The following is a 14654-nucleotide window of genomic DNA, read 5'->3' on the forward strand; positions in this document are numbered from 1 at the left end:
CTCCACGGCTTCGACCGATTCGCGGACATCCGCGTCGGTTGCTTCGGTCTGTTCGTCCTCGGACCGACCGAACAGCAGGTGTAAGAGGTTACTCATCGGGTTGCCCTCCGTCTGTCGCGAGCGGTTCGAGCGCGTCGTGCGGTCCGCCCAACTCCGTCACCGAGACAGCACCTAACCCACCACCCGCATCCGGGTGGGGGTTCTCGGTTTCATCGTCGTCGTCCATACATCGCTCGGGGTGGAGATCGTCGGGAAGCGACTCGTCTACGATGTCGGAGATCGTTCGCGAGTCGCCCACATCCGGCGCAATATGCTCGTCGAGCGCCCGCTGTTGAGCTTCAGCACGCTCCCGGTCGATCTGTCGGACGATTCCGCGGATGCGGCGCTGGAGTTCCCGGCCCTTCGCGGCGTCCGGTTCCAGGTCCTCGCGAAGCTCGCGAATCGCCGCAAACACGTCCTCGACGGTCCGCTCTCGAGCGAGCGCGGACCCCGGCTCGGATTCGCGCCAGTTCGCGATTGCGACATTTGTGTTTGGGTCGTAGTCGCGGACCTCGTAGACTCGTCGCGTCGACTGGTCCCACTGATGGAGCGTTCCGCTCACCTCGAGGTCGGCGAACCGATCCTCGGACAGTTCCCAGATCGCCCCACCCGGTTCGTTCGCCGTGAAGTCGACGAGGAGCACCCCGTTTTCCTCGTTCAGTTCTTCGTACGTTCGTTTCCCGGTGAGCCAGCCGACCAGGGCCGCGGCCGCGGCCGCGATCACGCCGATCGTCCACCACGGCGGAAGCGTGAGGTACCCGCGCCACCACGCGATCGCGATCACCGCGCCCGCGACGAGCGCGACGCGCCGATTGTTATCGAGCCAGCGCCGCGCCTCGTCAATGTAGTATTGCGGTTCTCTGACGTCGACGTCGTCGAACCTGCTCATGCTACCCTCTCGATTCGATCGGTTTCTTTCTGAGCGAAGTAGCGTACGACGAGGAACGCTCCGCCGCCCGTCGTAGCACAGGCCAGCCCGACGAGGATCACGCCCCACTGAAAGGGGATCGGCGTGCTACCGCCCGCGTCACCCGCCTGCAAGACGAGCGCGTTCCCGTTGTCGACCGATTGGGGCGTCGAGACGAGAATAGCCGCCGTGCCACCGCTTCGTTGCTCGGCACCCATCTCGATCGTCACGCTCTCGTCTGGGCTCAGCCGTTGTTCCTGAAACGAGATGTCCGTCGAGCCCTCCGAGTCGAGTTCGATCATCTCGGTGAGCGTGACCGTCGTCGGGCTCGAGCCGACCCACGTCGCCTCGATCTGCATGGTCTCGCTCTCGCCGTCGTACTCGTAGGAGTGAATCACGAGGTCGCCGAGTTGATCCGCGACGTCGGTCGGTTCGCCCGCGCCGGAGTCGTCGGTGTCGGCGACTGCCAGGCCAGTTACCCCCATCGACAGCAACCCAAACACAAGCGCGACGCCGATCGCGGCCGTTGTACGGCGACCCATTCAGATCGCACCCCCTATGAAGATGAACGCCGTCGCTAATCCGATGTACCAGACGATCCACCGGCCGAGATAGCCGAACGGGAGCAGTTCGGAGATAGCCCACCACATTACTCGTCGTCACCCCCGTCAGACGCGAAGACAGTCGCCCCAGCGGCCGCCCAGAACCACGCCGGAACGCCGTAGTAGGTTTTGAGCAGTCGATCCCACGTCACGGCACCATCGAATCCGAACAGCCCGAAGAAGCTGTCAAGCAGGTCTCCGAAGAACCCTGAGCCGTCACCGCCGCCGAATATCGGGGAGGACTCCTCAAGATCCTCGCTTGTCCGTCGGCTTTCGGCCGTCTCGCGGGCCTGATCGAGCGAGCGAGCAGGATCTCTCGTCGTCATATTGTAGCCCGAGAGGTCGAATCGACCGGAGTCGTCGCCGTCGATCTCTGCGACGATGAACGGATCTCCCCCGATTGAGTGCCGCTGAAGGAACTCTGCCCCCTCATCGTCCTCTACTGGATGCGCGAAGACGACACTCCGATAGTCGACGTCATCGACGGTTGTTCCGGTCGGGATAAACGACGAGAGTGACCCAACTCCATCGAGTTCGACACTCTCGAGAGCGCCGTATTCGTCCTCTGGATCATCGAACTCGAACCGATACATATCTCCGTCCTCGATCAGGTCGTCGGCCGGGATCTCCTCCGTTTCCTCCTCGAAATTGAAGGAGTAGACGGACTCCTCCATGTAGGAGTCGGCGTCGATCTCGACCGCCTCGGCGTCGGAGTCATGCTCGAACTCCCATTCGGAGAGTCGCGACCAATCCCACGACACGTAGAGGGAGCCGGTTTCCCCGTGCCATTCGGCCTCCTCGTCGGGGTCCTCGAGCGTAACCAGAACGTTCGGATCGTCGCTCGATTGCAGACCGAGTGCGTTCATTTCCGCGTGGAGCCGCGTTTCGGCGTCCGAGTCGCTGAACTCCTGTGCGTACTCTCGTGGAGAGAGAATTTCGACCTCCTCGAGTTCGCCCGCCTCGACAGCATCGTAGACGTCAGCTACATAATCGTCGACCGACTCATCAATGTCGTCGGCTATCCCCTCGAGCGCCTCGAGAATCTCGGCAGGATTGCGATACGGAGCGTAAGGACCGCCGTTCTCGCGCTCCCAGAACACGTTCACGGAGTCTCCCTCTCGATGGGTGAATATGTCGGATCCACTACCCTCCTCCTCCGAAAACTCAAAGCTCGGCACGAATATATCGAGACCATTAGAGTCTGCGGCACCGGGGACGATTGTGATCTCATCGTCCGCCGCCGAATCATATCCGAAATGAAGATGATAGGCCGACTCAGACTCGCCGTTTGGTAGCTCGTAATCGTGGACCTCAACAGAGATCGACTCGACTGGAGTCGAGAACGACGAGCCACCCATAACTATCACGTCTTCCGGATCAAGCCCGTCCTCGGTTTCCGTCAGATCGGTCGACTCGAGTTCGCTGATAGTTTCTCCGTCCTCGTGATCGACGTCGGATAGCTCCACGTCGTCGGCGAAGGTAAGAGCGTGGCGAACGAAGACATAAGCGTACTCGTTGAACTGTCGAATCTGATTTTTCATCTGTGTCGAGACGACCTCAAGTGCGTCGTCTCGAGCCTCGTCGCGGACGTCTGTCGGGGGTTCGTCGTTCACAAGGCCGTTGTGAGTGACGGCCCGAAGCTCTCCCCACGCCATATTCGCGAACTCGCTCGAGAGCGGATCATCGCGGTTAAGGAGATTGTTAGATTGCGTCGAGAAGCCGTCAGCGCCAGAGACATAATCAGACAGACTGTCATAAATCGCGTCGTGCTGATTTTCGGCGAGCAGATCCTCGACTTCCTCAGGGTCGTAGCCACTTGAGAACAGCGAGATAAGCTGATAGGCCGCCTCAGCCGCGAGATCGACGGTTTGGCCGGACGAGAATGCGAGTGCTTTTGCACGACCGGCGGGAGCAAACTGCGGAGCGACCTTCGACCCGCCGACAGCAAGCGCCCCAAGTGCTGCCCCCGTGCCCGCTGTTCGCCGCATGAATTCCCGTCGATCGAGAGATCGATTCCCACTCTCTGCTTGTGTTGCGGTCATCAGATCCAGCCCTCCCGCTGTGCGAAGTACCCGACTGCGAGGATCGCCACCACTGCGATGACAGTCGTGTACCGATCTGGCGCGTCGTCACCTCCAACGATCGGCCCCGACGTCGATTCGACCGAGACGTGCGTGTTCTCGACGATCGCCTCGTTTGCCGATGTGAGGTCGACCGTGTAGTTTCCGGTATCGACGGCGAACTCGGTCGTCTCAGTCGTTTCGTTGTCGTCGTGATCCGCCGGATCGTACGAAAGCGTCGTCGCGTTCACCTCCGAATCGTTGTCGTCGAGTACGGACACGTCCACGTCGGCCGTTTCGTTGCCCGCAAATTCGACGTCGATCACGATCTCGTCACCGTCGTCGGTCTCGACGTCTTCGGTGACGATCGCCGCGCCGATCGTCGACATTCCGACGAGCACGCCGATCGTGACGAACAGCAACCCAAGGGCTATTTTCGCGCCGGTACGCCGATCGTCCGCGTGAGTGTTGACAGACATTGTTAGTTGATGTAGCTCACCAGCAGGAATCCGGTACTCTGGACGGTGAAGGAGATCATCGCCGCCGGTTGGTGTGCCAGCGTATCCGCGAACGCGGGGAACAACGGCGGTGCGACGATCAGCCCGACCGTCGCGTACACGATCCAGACGTCGATCCCGCGCGTATCGCTCAGGCTCGCGTCTCGAGAGACGAGCACGAACAGAAGCGACGCCAGCGAAACGATTCGGCCGACGGTCAGCTCGACGTTGCCCTGCTCGAAGATCACCGACCCCGCGTCAAGGAACCAGATAATGTTGTCGTCGATCATTCCGAGCGAAGCGGCCGCTCCCCAGGAGAACGGAATGATCAGCAACATCTCGAGGTCGATGTCGTACCCCTCCGACATCAGCCCATCACCTCGTAAACGGTGTTGTAGAGGGTGACAGCGGCCGATCCGGTGACGGCCGCGATGGATGCTTGATACTCCGTCGATCCCGATTCGAAGCTCAGGAGATCGGCGAGCAGGTTGTACTCGAGGAACTCGACGAGCCCGTAGTTCAGGGCCGCCAGCGCCGCGATAACCGTCAGCGCCGTTCGAACCAGCTTGTTTCCGGCGAATAGCCTGTTCATCGGTCCTGAGTCTGTGCCGCTGAGGTGGTTTCGAGTCGATCACTACTACCGGTCGAAAGTGGTCTGTTCGTTGCCATGCGCAACGAACAGCCGTCGCACACGGTCTGACGAAAACGTCGGGAAAACAACGGGGATCTATCGGGAATCCATAGGGTCACCAACCTTTATACCAAGGCGGGTTGCCCGCCGGATATGGCACTGAACAAACTCCGGCAGTTGGACCCGGATTCGGTCGGTGTGACGCTTCCGAAAGATGACGTCCGTTTCGAGGGACTACTCGACGAAAACGGGAAACTCGAGGGAGAACACCACGTTCACATCCGTTACGTCGGTGACGGTGAATGGGCGCTCGAACTCGTCGAGGGGATCGAGACGTGACGATGCGTGCGACAGAAGGTTCAGGCGTGTTCGTCGATCCAGCGACACCACTCGTAGAAATCGTCTGCGCCGCACTGATCGGCGATCGATCGGAGCGTTCCGATTTTGATCTCACGGTGTTGTGGGACGTCCACGTTTCGAACCTCGCCCGTCTCGGGATGTTCGTATCGGAGTCGAACGTGACTCCCACGGCGCGAAACGGGAACGTAGTCGAACGAGGTCAGCACTTTGACGACCTCACGACCGGAGAACGTCGTTCGAACCATTCGTTACTGCATGAACTCCGGCCGGTCGTCTTCGTCGACATCCGCGAGGTCGTCGGCCTCGAGGTCGAACTCGTCTCGCAGAAACTCGTCGGGATCGTCGATCGGCTCGCCGCCGCCCTCGTGCAGCTCGAGAACTTCGGCGAGTTGAGCGAGTGCCTCCGCGCGCGTCTCGCCGCCGCGGGCGAGTCCCGTCTCGAGGTCCTTGGCGGTGACACTCCCGTCGCTCTCGTAGTAGAACTCTACGCCCTCCGTACGGTCGTTGCGCGTTGCACTCGCCATCTACGTGGGAATAGTGGGAATGCAACCATAAGCGTTCGTGCTGAGACACCTGGAACCCGGTCCTCGAACCCGACCCCACGGGGTTGCTCGCGAATGTATACAGAGACCTCGATGTATGCACCTTCGAGGCTTGGGTTGCGGTTCGAGGTGCATCAAATCGGAGCCGACCCGGCGGGCCTCCGCGCCGATCGCCACGGACCCCGACCACCTTATTTAAAGAACCGACCAGTTGCTCACCCGCGAGCGACGCGAACCGACCCCCCGTGCATACACTCGCTTAAACCATGAGCTACGAAACCACGACTGAGACACCGGAGATCGACACTGAAACGCGTACGGCACTCGAGAAACAGGCGATTCAGCGAACCCGATCCGCTATTCCGTCAGTTGTTTGGGCGGTCCTGTGGGTCGCGACGGCCGTCTACGCGACGACCGGAATTGTTGCGCCGGTTCTCATCCTTGCAGTTGCAGTCGTCTATCGGTACCGAACGGGGACTGGCGCATGACCAAACGAACCAGCCTCAAACTCACCGACGAACGACAGCGAAAGCTCGAGCGCGCCAGCGAGATCGTCGCCGCCGACGAGTACGACGACCCGCCGATGTCCGTCGTGATCGACGCGGCGTTAGAGAATCTGATCGAACACGAGCGAAATCTCGACGACGCTCGAGGCGAGCTGGACCCTGAAACGATCCAGCGATTCAACACGTCCGTTGTCGGTCTCCGGTATCGGACCTCAGTCGTTAGCAAGTGGCGATAACGCGACTCTCAGTACAGTTTTGAACAGATAGAACGCAAATAGGGATTAGCTAAAGTCGTAGTCTTCGCTCGTGATCAGGGTTTCCTGCTCGCCGGCCACGCCAATCGCGACGATTGTGCCTCGCTGACCATCCGGATCCTCGAGATCATCCTCGGCGATGCGGACGCTGTCGCCGGCCTCGAGCTCGCGGAGGTCGTCCTGCGAGAGATCGGGGCTGTTGAGGTGATCGTACGGTTCGCCGGTGATGTTGATGTGGTCGGCGTTCCCGAGCGTCGTTATCTGGACGTCGATGTACTGCGGGTCGTGCTGGACAGTGATCGAAACGCCTGCTTGCACCTCTTCCTCGATGTCGCTCCCGAAGTCGAGGACGAACCCTGCGACGATGGCCGCGAGGATCACAGTAATCGCAACGACGAGGATCACACCCACCACAGGCGATACGGCCCGGTCACGGTGTCGATACTGAAAGCTAATCATTTGGTGAAATAAAAAACCGGAATGTGGGGTTAGTTTAGAACTCCCAGTCCTCGGACGCGACCTGCGTCTCGGTCTGCGTCTCGTTGATTACTGCAACGGCGGAGATCGTTCCGGAGTCATCAATGGCGCCATTACCATCATCGTACTCAAGGGTCGTCACGTTACCGACGGTCAGCTCATCCGTATCTGCGGTGTCCCATTCACTACTCTCACCAATGCCGTTCGACGTCAGGTTGACGTGGTCAGCGTTCCCCAGCGAGGTCACTTGGACTTGTATTTCCTCCTGCGTCTCGTCCACATCGATTGAAACACCGGCCTGCGCTTCCTGCCCGACACTCCCACCGAGGTCGAGTACGAACGCGGCGATCACAGCGGCCAGAATAACGGTGATGGCCACCATGAGGATCACTCCAATGACAGGGGAGACTGCCCGTTCGTCTTTGCTACCAACCAACTTGTCGCGGATTTTTGTTGCGTCCATGGTTATCGTGTGATTTCGTTTCCATTGCACCCCACGACAGCCGGAAAGCCTATGCGCGCCGACGTAGAACGTCGGCTTGCGCCCGGGGATTGGGGGTAAGCATAATCCACCCGGCGCCCTTCCTGCCGTCGATTTTGGTGCTGATAACAACCAGTGTAACATTGGTATATATAATTAGTCGTTAGTATATTCGGTGAGGAAAATAACCGTCCGACATCGGTTTCAGAACTGATAATCAAGACCTTCTAGAGGGGTTACAGCACCCCATTGAACCAACGCCGTCCTGCGATTTTCCATACGGTGGCCCTCAACCGTTATCCCTTACTGAAGTGGGGTCTCAAGTGGTGCTATGAGCAGGCAAGAACCATTGGTGACGCCCCAAGATCTCGCCGCGACGTACGATGGCGGCTCCTATGAGGACGCCTGGACGGCCGTCCAAGAGTACCGCGAGGTGACCCGGTATGCGAGCAAACACGACGCTGGCTCGAGCGCAACCGCAAGTGCACTGGATCTCTCACGGAATCGGATTCGAACGTGGATCGACAGCGACGGAATGCCCGATGCCGCTCGAGCGATCGACGTCGCTCTCGACTACGGCTGGCTCGAGTGTTCGTTTGGTGATCCTGTTTTCGCCGGGTTGAACGCACTCGTCGCGAACGTCTTCTCCGGTGGCTCGATCGCGGAGGAGTACTATCGGCCGAGTTTTGCGTTGAATCACCGTGGCGAAGACTCACACGTCTTCGACGCTCTCGAGTTGGCTGGCGTCGAGTACGAGGTCATCGACGATCGTGCGAATCGGGGTGACGAAGTTTGCCCGGTCGAAGACGGTACTATCCTCGGCCGGACGCTCTCAGTCCTCGGCGCACCTGTCGGCCCAAAATCTGAACAGCCCCTCGAGTTGCCAGCGTATCTCGATGAGGCTCCCGAGCACGTCCGCGAGACGTTCGTTTACGCATATCTCGAGAACCGGGCGATAGAACACGACGAAAAACGGACGCTCACAATCAGAGAAAACCGAAATCGGACCTATCTATCTGCACTCTCAGACTTAATCAACGACGTCGCTGGCGGGGGAGTGAGGTTGAAAAAACACGACATCGTTATTTCTGCCGACGCTTCGCGCGCTCTCGGAACAGTTCGGTGAAGCCGTCGGATTACTCGTCTCATTCCAAGTCCGTCGCCTCGAGTTCTCCCTCGAGATAGGATCGCCCCCTATCAGTGATCTCGTAATATCCTCGATTCGTGTCGACTTTCTCGAGAAGACCATGATCAACCAGAATCGGAAGTCGGCGTTTCACTGTTGGGTGGGATACTCCATCAAGATTATACGAGACGACTGCTGGTGGCATTGCAATCCCCACTTCCTCGAAGAACTCGAGAATCGCGGGATCGGATTTAGTCATCCACGGTACCAGCGGGCGCATTCACTTGGGTGTCACACTTCGTCATCATAACTGCAGGTGACACACCCGCGATCAATACTATTTGGGATCGGAACTGATACCATATAGGATTAGATTTAATACCCATACGTTCCTGGTAGAGGTAACGGAAGCCAGACGGACCCGCCGCTACCCGGCCGGGTCCTCGAGAGAACGCGGACCCGGTGTTTGGGGCACCGGCCCGCCTGGCCTCCGTAACTCAGGTACGGAAGCATGCAAACACGCATTCCGCGGGGAAATAAAGTCCCCGTTCGACCGCATAGCATCGAGATCGGCCCATGGCCCACGGGCGGCTCGAGAAGTAACGGAAACAGTATCGGAAATCACCGACGCGCCCGAAAACTGGTTAGTGAGCCTGTAATTCAGCAGTCGCTATTCTATCGGAAAATCGGAAACCGCACGACAGAACCTAAGAGGGTAGCACAGAGACGTAACGAACCACCGACGGACGACAACCGCACGCGCCCCAGCTCCTACACAGTGGCGCGCGCGGTGAGTCCGCGGTCCCATACACTGAGACCATGCACGAATGCACGCTTCGATACGGTAAGAGTACCGCTTACAATCAGCCCACTGACAGCCGCGAGGTGGGTCGATGAGTTCTGAGTCCGCGCGCGTCAGCAGTTGCGATACGCCGACCTGTTCCAGTGACGCCGAGACGATCACCCCCGAGGGGTACGTCTGCGAATCCTGCGCGGCGAAGATCGCCGTCGAGTACGAACAGGCCCGCGAGCGCGATCTCGAGGCTGGCAGTGGTGAAGCATGAGACGTTACGAGTTCCACACCCCGGAGGACCCACCGGAGATCGTAATGGCCGAACGCCTCGAGGCTATCGCCGCCGATCTCGAACGAATCGCCGACGCGCTCGAGGAGGGTTCGGAGTGAGCAACCGAGACCTTTCACCGCGAGAAGCCCGTTCTCGGTTCCTCTCGCGCCGAAAAGCCGAAAACACCGACCGGACGCTCCGCACCTACGAAAACCGACTTACCCGGTTCGTCGAGTTCTGTGAGGAGCGCGACATCACCAAAATGTCGGAGCTAACCGGCTGGGACATCGACGAGTTCCGAGCCGATCGGGAAGCGGCCGACATCGCACCGACCACCCTACGCGGTTCGATGGTCGCGCTGAAGCAGCTGCTCGACTACTGCGAGTCGATCGACGTCGTCGAGGACGACCTAGCCGACAAGGTGAACGTCCCGACGCTCACTCGATCCGAGGAATCGAGCGACCAGCAACTCGCACACGACGACGCCGAGCGGCTGATCAACTTCTACCGATCGTCACGGAAGTGGCAGGGGAGACCGGAGCACGTCGTTCTGGAAGTCGCCTGGCACGTTGGCTGTCGGATGAGCGGCCTTCGGGCGCTCGATCTCCGCGACTACAACCCCGATGAGCAGACACTCGAGTTTCGTCACCGACCGCCGTACACCCGCCTGAAGAACAAAGAACAAGGCGAGCGCGTGGTCGGGATCTCTGAGAAGGTAGTCGACGCGCTCGACACCTACCTCGCGAGAGAAAGGGTCGACAAACGGGACGAGAAGGGACGTGAGCCCCTGTTTTGTGCGCGTCAGGGGCGACCGTCGAACTCGACGTTTCGCGCCTGGAGCTATATGGGCACCCAGCCCTGCTTGATCACCCAGTGTCCGCACTCCAAGCGTCGCGAGACGTGTGATTACACCCGCCGAAATTTCGCGAGCAAATGCCCGAGTAGCCGGGCGCTGCACGCCGTCCGCACTGGCTCGATCACCTGGCAGTTGCTACAGGGGCTCGACATCGAGACCGTCGCGAAGCGCGTGAACGCCCGGCCTGAAACCATCCGTCGCCACTACTACAAGGCCGGTTTGCACGAGGAATTTGAGGAACTGCGAGCAGACGTCACTCTGAAACTTGACATTGAGGACAATGATTCGTAACTCAGACTGCCGTAAAATGGCCAGTGAATGCCCAGTTGTGTCGCGTTCCGCGGGAGAGGTGCGCCCTCCGACCCCATTTCCCCTTGAATTTATTGTAATATGTCACGGTAGTGGTCCGTGTAGAGAGATATCTTCTATCGAAGGTGGATCTGATGCAGTAGTGTGATTTTCGTGGGTGCGTCAGCGACGCCAGTGATTTCGGGACGGGAATAGCACGACTTCCGGAGCGCATCGACCGAATAGGGTGCTGTTCGAGGAGATGGGCGCCAAATCCCCCGAGTTTTACGAGGGGTCGTCGACCCGGATCCGCGCACCGTCGGTAGCTGGGGCCGAGACGACGACCCGGCCCTCGAGTCCCCGATCAGCGAGTGCGTCCTCGGCCGCCGCGGCCGCCTCGTCGGCGTGGTCCCGATCGGTCACGCCGTAGACGACCGGCCCCCACGACGACTGGCCGACGCCCGAGAGGACACGACAGTGCTCGAGCGCCTCGACGAGTTCGCCGGCGGGGGGGCGGAAGACGCCGCCCTGTGCGTCCGCGTACCAGCTACCGTTCTTGCGGCCGATCTCGGCGATCGCCTCGCCGAACTCCTCGAGGCGACCCTCCGCGGCGGCCGGAAGCAGTTTCCGCGTGACGACGCCCGCGATTTCGTCGGCGACCGCGGGATCGGCGCGCTCGACGACGGCTCGCATACTTCGATCTTCGTCGTCGCCGTTCCGTCCCGGCTCGGCGTCGGGAACGACGACGAGAAACCGCCACTCTGCGGGGAGGTCGTGACGCGAGACGACGGGCGGAACCGTCCAGTCGCCTTCCGCCGGCGGCTCCGTCGTAAAGCGTGCCGTCGGGTGGCCGGCGTCGACGACGAACCCGCCCGCTTCGAACGTCGCGACGCCGACGCCGCTTCGCCCACCACGGCCCATCGCAGGAGCGTGGTCGCGGACCCGAGGTTCGAGACCGTGGGCACGGGCCGTCCCCGCGAGGACGGAGAGGGCGAGCTGGGTGCCACTTCCCAGGCCGACGTGTCTCGGAAGGCGTTCCTCGAGGACGATTTCGACGCCAGGAACGTCCAGCAACTCGACGGCTCGGTGTGCGTACTCGCGGACGAGCGGGTCGGGTGCAACGATTTCGTCCGCGGAGTTGGCGACGAGGGTCACCCGCGGTGTCTCGAGGCAGACACCAACGCCGCCGTACAGCCGACGGCGTGCGAGCGAGAGGTTCTGAAACCCGACGTGGAGGCGGGCCCCCGAAGAGACGGTGACGGTCGGCATCGTTCTCGCCGATTGGGTCGCTCGAGGGAAGGGGGTTTCGACGCTGGCAACGTCTGATGCGGAATGCTGTCCCGATATCTCGGCGACGACTCGTTCGGAATGCCATCCGGACCTCCCGGCGCACCCGCCTCACGGGTCGCTGGTGCGCCGACACTCACGGACGGTAAACCGTATCAGTTCGGGTTACGGACGCGTCGAAACTGACGGGCAACGGGCCGGACGACGACTCCGCTGAAACGAGATGCGACGTGCCGGTGTCCTCGGACGGTACGGACGGCTCTCGACGCGTTCGGGTGTCGACACACCGTGCAGTCGATTTGGCTCGGTGACCGTCGTCGGATCGAGAACGCGTCGGTCGGTGGTGCGTAGCTATCGTTCTGGAACGCCGTACTCGACGTGGACGGTCGGCGTGCTCGGAGACTCGGGGGCGGGAACGCCGTTCCAGTCGACGAGGTTGACGTTCGCCATCTGTCCGGAGAATCTGAACCGCCGCACCCCCACGTCGATCGTCCCTTCCGCGGCGTGTTTCGAGACGACCGTCGCATCCTCGAGTGGGTCGTGGGAAACCATCTCGATTTCGCCGTTGACGGCGATCTCGAACGCTGCGGGAACGCCGCGACCGACGATGGTCACGAGATTGGGTAGATGGTCGTCTTCGCTCGATGCTGTCTGGCTGCGTACCGGATCGTCGCGTGCCATGCTTCGATGAGCCGGGTGGTACAGTATAAGCTTTCTTCCTCGAGAAACGGTAGGATCGTGAGAAATAGAGCCGCTGATGTATAAATTTCGCAATAGACTTGGTTTCCGGAATGGACGACCATCCTTCGGATATCGGCGAACATGTTCGCGCCATACGGGCGCGGCGGTGCGATCGACCGGGAAAGGGTGACTTATAGTGTCCCGGCGTAAGGTCCGACCATGAGCAGCGACGAGTTCGACTACGGAAAGGACGAGCAGTTGCCGAGCCACGAGGTGACTCAGGGTGCGGAGAAAGCCCCGCATCGAGCGATGTTCCGTGCGATGGGGTTCGATGACGAGGACTTCTCCTCGCCGATGATCGGCGTGGCCAACCCCGCGGCCGACATCACGCCGTGTAACGTTCACCTGGACGACGTCGCCGCGTCGGCGCTCGAGGGCGTCGACGAGGCCGGCGGCATGCCGATCGAGTTCGGCACGATCACCATCTCCGACGCGATCTCGATGGGAACGGAGGGGATGAAAGCGTCGCTAATCTCCCGCGAAGTCATCGCCGACTCCGTGGAACTGGTTGCGTTCGGCGAGCGCATGGACGGGCTCGTCACGATCGGCGGCTGTGACAAGAACATGCCCGGGATGATGATGGCCGCGATCCGAACCGACCTGCCCTCGGTGTTCCTCTACGGCGGCTCGATCATGCCCGGCGAACACGACGGGCGAGAGGTCACGATCCAGAACGTCTTCGAGGGCGTCGGCGCCGTCTCCCAGGGAGAGATGAGCGAGGGTGAACTCAGCGAGATGGAACACCACGCCTGTCCCGGTGCCGGATCCTGCGGTGGCATGTTTACGGCGAATACGATGTCGTCGATCTCCGAGGCGATCGGCTTTGCACCGCTCGGATCGGCTTCTCCGCCAGCGGAGGACGAGGACCGCTACGAAATCGCCCGCGAAAGCGGCGCGATCGCGGTCGAGGCGGTCGAGAGTGGTCTGCGTCCCTCCGATTTCCTCTCGCGGGAATCGTTCGAGAACGCCATCGCGTTGCAGGTCTCCGTCGGCGGCTCGACCAACGCCGTCCTTCACCTCCTCGCGATGGCCGCGGAGGCCGGCGTCGACCTCGACGTCGAGGACTTCAACGAGATCAGCGCTCGAACGCCGAAGATCGCCGACCTCCAGCCCGGCGGCGAGAAGGTGATGAACGACCTCCACGAGGTCGGCGGCGTGCCCGTCGTCCTCCAGGAACTCCTCGAGGCCGACTTGCTCCACGGCGACGCGTTAACCGTTACGGGCGAGACGATGGCCGACGCGCTCGAGCGCGTCGACCCACCACAGATCGAGGAGGTCGACGCGGCGTTCCTGCACACCGTCGACGCCCCCATCCACGAGCGCGGCGCCATCCGCATCCTCACGGGTAACCTCGCACCCGAGGGCGCGGTGATCAAGATCACCGGTGAGGACCACCTTCACCACGAGGGGCCTGTCCGCGTCTTCGAGGACGAGGAGAACGCGATGGCCTACGTCCAAGAGGGCCGCGTCGAGTCCGGCGACGTCCTCTGTATTCGAAACGAGGGCCCCCGCGGCGGACCCGGCATGCGCGAGATGCTCGGCGTCACGAGCGCCGTCGCCGGCCAGGGCCACGCCGAAGACGTCGCACTGTTTACCGACGGCCGCTTCTCGGGAGCCACTCGAGGATTCTCCATCGGCCACGTCGCCCCCGAGGCCTTCGTCGGCGGCCCGATCGCCGCCCTCGAGGACGGCGACATCGTCACGATCGACATCGACGAACTCGAGCTCTCCGTCGACCTGACCGACGAGGAGATCGAGTCACGACTCGAGGAGTACGAACCCGAGCCGGCCTACGACACCGGCGTGTTAGCGAAATACGGCACGGCGTTCGACTCCGCGGCCAACGGCGCCGTGACGAACCCGGGAGCCACTCGAGAGTAGCACCGTTTCGGGCGAGAGCTGTCGCTCGTGGCTGTGCTCTCGTTTTCGAACGTCT

Annotated in this window: 21 protein-coding genes; 8 read left to right on the forward strand and 13 right to left on the reverse strand. The window is 61.2% G+C overall.

Annotated features, from left to right (window positions below; all coding sequences use genetic code 11):
* Positions 1 to 88: 88 nt before the first annotated feature.
* From FYC77_RS11175 to FYC77_RS11200, 6 genes are all read right to left on the reverse strand, one after another.
* Positions 89 to 928: a hypothetical protein gene (locus FYC77_RS11175; protein ID WP_149081590.1), complete on the reverse strand. Its 840-nt coding sequence runs from the start codon at positions 926 to 928 to the stop codon at positions 89 to 91.
* Positions 925 to 1488 (reverse strand): hypothetical protein, encoded by a 564-nt coding sequence (locus FYC77_RS11180; RefSeq protein ID WP_149081591.1) that lies wholly within the window; start codon positions 1486 to 1488, stop codon positions 925 to 927. The genes FYC77_RS11175 and FYC77_RS11180 overlap by 4 nt, the downstream gene beginning before the upstream one ends.
* A 107-nt stretch (positions 1489 to 1595) precedes the next feature.
* A complete protein-coding gene (locus tag FYC77_RS11185; protein WP_149081592.1) occupies positions 1596 to 3536 on the reverse strand; it encodes a hypothetical protein in 1941 nt (646 codons plus the stop codon).
* A gap of 53 nt (positions 3537 to 3589) precedes the next feature.
* The gene (locus FYC77_RS11190; protein WP_149081593.1) at positions 3590 to 4087 is read right to left on the reverse strand and encodes a hypothetical protein; all 498 of its coding nucleotides are present in this window, start codon (positions 4085 to 4087) and stop codon (positions 3590 to 3592) included.
* A gap of 2 nt (positions 4088 to 4089) precedes the next feature.
* On the reverse strand, positions 4090 to 4473 hold the full coding sequence (locus tag FYC77_RS11195; protein WP_149081594.1) for a hypothetical protein: 384 nt from the start codon (positions 4471 to 4473) through the stop codon (positions 4090 to 4092).
* Positions 4473 to 4697 carry a hypothetical protein gene (locus FYC77_RS11200; RefSeq protein ID WP_149081595.1) on the reverse strand — a complete coding sequence of 75 codons (225 nt, stop codon included), beginning with the start codon at positions 4695 to 4697 and terminating at the stop codon, positions 4473 to 4475. Before FYC77_RS11200 ends, FYC77_RS11195 begins: the two co-directional genes overlap by 1 nt.
* 192 nt (positions 4698 to 4889) lie before the next feature.
* Here FYC77_RS11200 and FYC77_RS11205 point away from each other — a divergent pair, with 192 nt between their 5' ends.
* Positions 4890 to 5075 carry a hypothetical protein gene (locus FYC77_RS11205; protein ID WP_149081596.1) on the forward strand — a complete coding sequence of 62 codons (186 nt, stop codon included), beginning with the start codon at positions 4890 to 4892 and terminating at the stop codon, positions 5073 to 5075.
* Positions 5076 to 5095: 20 nt separating this feature from the next.
* On the opposite strand, the gene FYC77_RS11210 is transcribed toward FYC77_RS11205, so the two are convergent.
* Complete coding sequence (locus FYC77_RS11210; RefSeq protein ID WP_149081597.1) at positions 5096 to 5341, reverse strand: type II toxin-antitoxin system HicA family toxin; 246 nt, start codon at positions 5339 to 5341, stop codon at positions 5096 to 5098.
* Positions 5342 to 5344: 3 nt separating this feature from the next.
* Complete coding sequence (locus FYC77_RS11215) at positions 5345 to 5620, reverse strand: type II toxin-antitoxin system HicB family antitoxin (protein ID WP_149081598.1); 276 nt, start codon at positions 5618 to 5620, stop codon at positions 5345 to 5347.
* 284 nt (positions 5621 to 5904) lie between these two features.
* Between FYC77_RS11215 and FYC77_RS11220 the strand changes: the two genes are divergently transcribed.
* Positions 5905 to 6126 (forward strand): hypothetical protein, encoded by a 222-nt coding sequence (locus FYC77_RS11220; protein WP_149081599.1) that lies wholly within the window; start codon positions 5905 to 5907, stop codon positions 6124 to 6126.
* Positions 6123 to 6380, forward strand: coding sequence for a DUF7386 family protein (locus FYC77_RS11225; protein WP_149081600.1), 258 nt, complete (start codon positions 6123 to 6125; stop codon positions 6378 to 6380). The genes FYC77_RS11220 and FYC77_RS11225 overlap by 4 nt, the downstream gene beginning before the upstream one ends.
* Before the next feature lie 45 nt (positions 6381 to 6425).
* Here FYC77_RS11225 and FYC77_RS11230 read toward each other — a convergent pair whose 3' ends face one another.
* The gene (locus FYC77_RS11230; RefSeq protein ID WP_149081601.1) at positions 6426 to 6857 is read right to left on the reverse strand and encodes a type IV pilin; all 432 of its coding nucleotides are present in this window, start codon (positions 6855 to 6857) and stop codon (positions 6426 to 6428) included.
* 34 nt (positions 6858 to 6891) lie between these two features.
* Entirely contained in the window at positions 6892 to 7338 is a 447-nt protein-coding gene (locus FYC77_RS11235; RefSeq protein WP_149081602.1) for a type IV pilin, read from the reverse strand.
* A 349-nt stretch (positions 7339 to 7687) separates the two neighbouring features.
* Here FYC77_RS11235 and FYC77_RS11240 point away from each other — a divergent pair, with 349 nt between their 5' ends.
* On the forward strand, positions 7688 to 8482 hold the full coding sequence (locus FYC77_RS11240; RefSeq protein ID WP_149081603.1) for a hypothetical protein: 795 nt from the start codon (positions 7688 to 7690) through the stop codon (positions 8480 to 8482).
* Positions 8483 to 8501: 19 nt separating this feature from the next.
* On the opposite strand, the gene FYC77_RS11245 is transcribed toward FYC77_RS11240, so the two are convergent.
* Entirely contained in the window at positions 8502 to 8762 is a 261-nt protein-coding gene (locus tag FYC77_RS11245; RefSeq protein WP_149081604.1) for a helix-turn-helix domain-containing protein, read from the reverse strand.
* A 613-nt stretch (positions 8763 to 9375) separates the two neighbouring features.
* On the opposite strand from FYC77_RS11245, the gene FYC77_RS20150 reads away from it, so the two are divergent.
* Genes FYC77_RS20150 through FYC77_RS11250 form a run of 3 tightly spaced genes read left to right on the forward strand, consistent with a single transcriptional unit; the run spans position 9376 to position 10693 of the window.
* Positions 9376 to 9546, forward strand: coding sequence for a hypothetical protein (locus FYC77_RS20150; RefSeq protein WP_162354511.1), 171 nt, complete (start codon positions 9376 to 9378; stop codon positions 9544 to 9546).
* Complete coding sequence (locus FYC77_RS20895; protein WP_274381031.1) at positions 9543 to 9665, forward strand: hypothetical protein; 123 nt, start codon at positions 9543 to 9545, stop codon at positions 9663 to 9665. Before FYC77_RS20150 ends, FYC77_RS20895 begins: the two co-directional genes overlap by 4 nt.
* Positions 9662 to 10693 carry a tyrosine-type recombinase/integrase gene (locus FYC77_RS11250; RefSeq protein ID WP_149081605.1) on the forward strand — a complete coding sequence of 344 codons (1032 nt, stop codon included), beginning with the start codon at positions 9662 to 9664 and terminating at the stop codon, positions 10691 to 10693. The genes FYC77_RS20895 and FYC77_RS11250 overlap by 4 nt, the downstream gene beginning before the upstream one ends.
* Positions 10694 to 10975: 282 nt before the next feature.
* Here FYC77_RS11250 and FYC77_RS11255 read toward each other — a convergent pair whose 3' ends face one another.
* Together FYC77_RS11255 and FYC77_RS11260 are read right to left on the reverse strand one after the other, a co-directional pair.
* Positions 10976 to 11959, reverse strand: coding sequence for a beta-ribofuranosylaminobenzene 5'-phosphate synthase family protein (locus FYC77_RS11255; protein WP_149081606.1), 984 nt, complete (start codon positions 11957 to 11959; stop codon positions 10976 to 10978).
* A 369-nt stretch (positions 11960 to 12328) separates the two neighbouring features.
* Positions 12329 to 12658 carry a hypothetical protein gene (locus FYC77_RS11260; RefSeq protein ID WP_149081607.1) on the reverse strand — a complete coding sequence of 110 codons (330 nt, stop codon included), beginning with the start codon at positions 12656 to 12658 and terminating at the stop codon, positions 12329 to 12331.
* Positions 12659 to 12877: 219 nt separating this feature from the next.
* On the opposite strand from FYC77_RS11260, the gene ilvD reads away from it, so the two are divergent.
* Entirely contained in the window at positions 12878 to 14599 is a 1722-nt protein-coding gene (gene ilvD, locus FYC77_RS11265) for a dihydroxy-acid dehydratase (protein ID WP_149081608.1), read from the forward strand.
* Positions 14600 to 14654 lie beyond the last annotated feature (55 nt).

Origin of the sequence: Natrialba swarupiae (assembly GCF_008245225.1) — an archaeon.
Taxonomy (GTDB): Archaea; Halobacteriota; Halobacteria; order Halobacteriales; family Natrialbaceae; genus Natrarchaeobius; species Natrarchaeobius swarupiae.

Bases quoted from the DNA above. Each gene is read 5' to 3' on its own strand.
- FYC77_RS11175 (WP_149081590.1), bottom strand. From the start codon at position 928: ATGAGCAGGTTCGACGACGTCGACGTCAGAGAACCGCAATACTACATT.
- FYC77_RS11195 (WP_149081594.1), bottom strand. From the start codon at position 4,473: ATGTCGGAGGGGTACGACATCGACCTCGAGATGTTGCTGATCATTCCG.
- FYC77_RS20895 (WP_274381031.1), top strand. From the start codon at position 9,543: ATGAGACGTTACGAGTTCCACACCCCGGAGGACCCACCGGAGATCGTA.
- FYC77_RS11260 (WP_149081607.1), bottom strand. From the start codon at position 12,658: ATGGCACGCGACGATCCGGTACGCAGCCAGACAGCATCGAGCGAAGAC.
- FYC77_RS11220 (WP_149081599.1), top strand. From the start codon at position 5,905: ATGAGCTACGAAACCACGACTGAGACACCGGAGATCGACACTGAAACG.
- FYC77_RS11215 (WP_149081598.1), bottom strand. From the start codon at position 5,620: ATGGCGAGTGCAACGCGCAACGACCGTACGGAGGGCGTAGAGTTCTAC.
- FYC77_RS11255 (WP_149081606.1), bottom strand. From the start codon at position 11,959: ATGCCGACCGTCACCGTCTCTTCGGGGGCCCGCCTCCACGTCGGGTTT.
- FYC77_RS11210 (WP_149081597.1), bottom strand. From the start codon at position 5,341: ATGGTTCGAACGACGTTCTCCGGTCGTGAGGTCGTCAAAGTGCTGACC.
- FYC77_RS11190 (WP_149081593.1), bottom strand. From the start codon at position 4,087: ATGTCTGTCAACACTCACGCGGACGATCGGCGTACCGGCGCGAAAATA.
- FYC77_RS20150 (WP_162354511.1), top strand. From the start codon at position 9,376: ATGAGTTCTGAGTCCGCGCGCGTCAGCAGTTGCGATACGCCGACCTGT.
- FYC77_RS11225 (WP_149081600.1), top strand. From the start codon at position 6,123: ATGACCAAACGAACCAGCCTCAAACTCACCGACGAACGACAGCGAAAG.
- FYC77_RS11205 (WP_149081596.1), top strand. From the start codon at position 4,890: ATGGCACTGAACAAACTCCGGCAGTTGGACCCGGATTCGGTCGGTGTG.
- FYC77_RS11180 (WP_149081591.1), bottom strand. From the start codon at position 1,488: ATGGGTCGCCGTACAACGGCCGCGATCGGCGTCGCGCTTGTGTTTGGG.
- FYC77_RS11200 (WP_149081595.1), bottom strand. From the start codon at position 4,697: ATGAACAGGCTATTCGCCGGAAACAAGCTGGTTCGAACGGCGCTGACG.
- FYC77_RS11245 (WP_149081604.1), bottom strand. From the start codon at position 8,762: ATGCGCCCGCTGGTACCGTGGATGACTAAATCCGATCCCGCGATTCTC.
- FYC77_RS11235 (WP_149081602.1), bottom strand. From the start codon at position 7,338: ATGGACGCAACAAAAATCCGCGACAAGTTGGTTGGTAGCAAAGACGAA.
- FYC77_RS11185 (WP_149081592.1), bottom strand. From the start codon at position 3,536: ATGCGGCGAACAGCGGGCACGGGGGCAGCACTTGGGGCGCTTGCTGTC.
- FYC77_RS11240 (WP_149081603.1), top strand. From the start codon at position 7,688: ATGAGCAGGCAAGAACCATTGGTGACGCCCCAAGATCTCGCCGCGACG.
- FYC77_RS11230 (WP_149081601.1), bottom strand. From the start codon at position 6,857: ATGATTAGCTTTCAGTATCGACACCGTGACCGGGCCGTATCGCCTGTG.
- ilvD (WP_149081608.1), top strand. From the start codon at position 12,878: ATGAGCAGCGACGAGTTCGACTACGGAAAGGACGAGCAGTTGCCGAGC.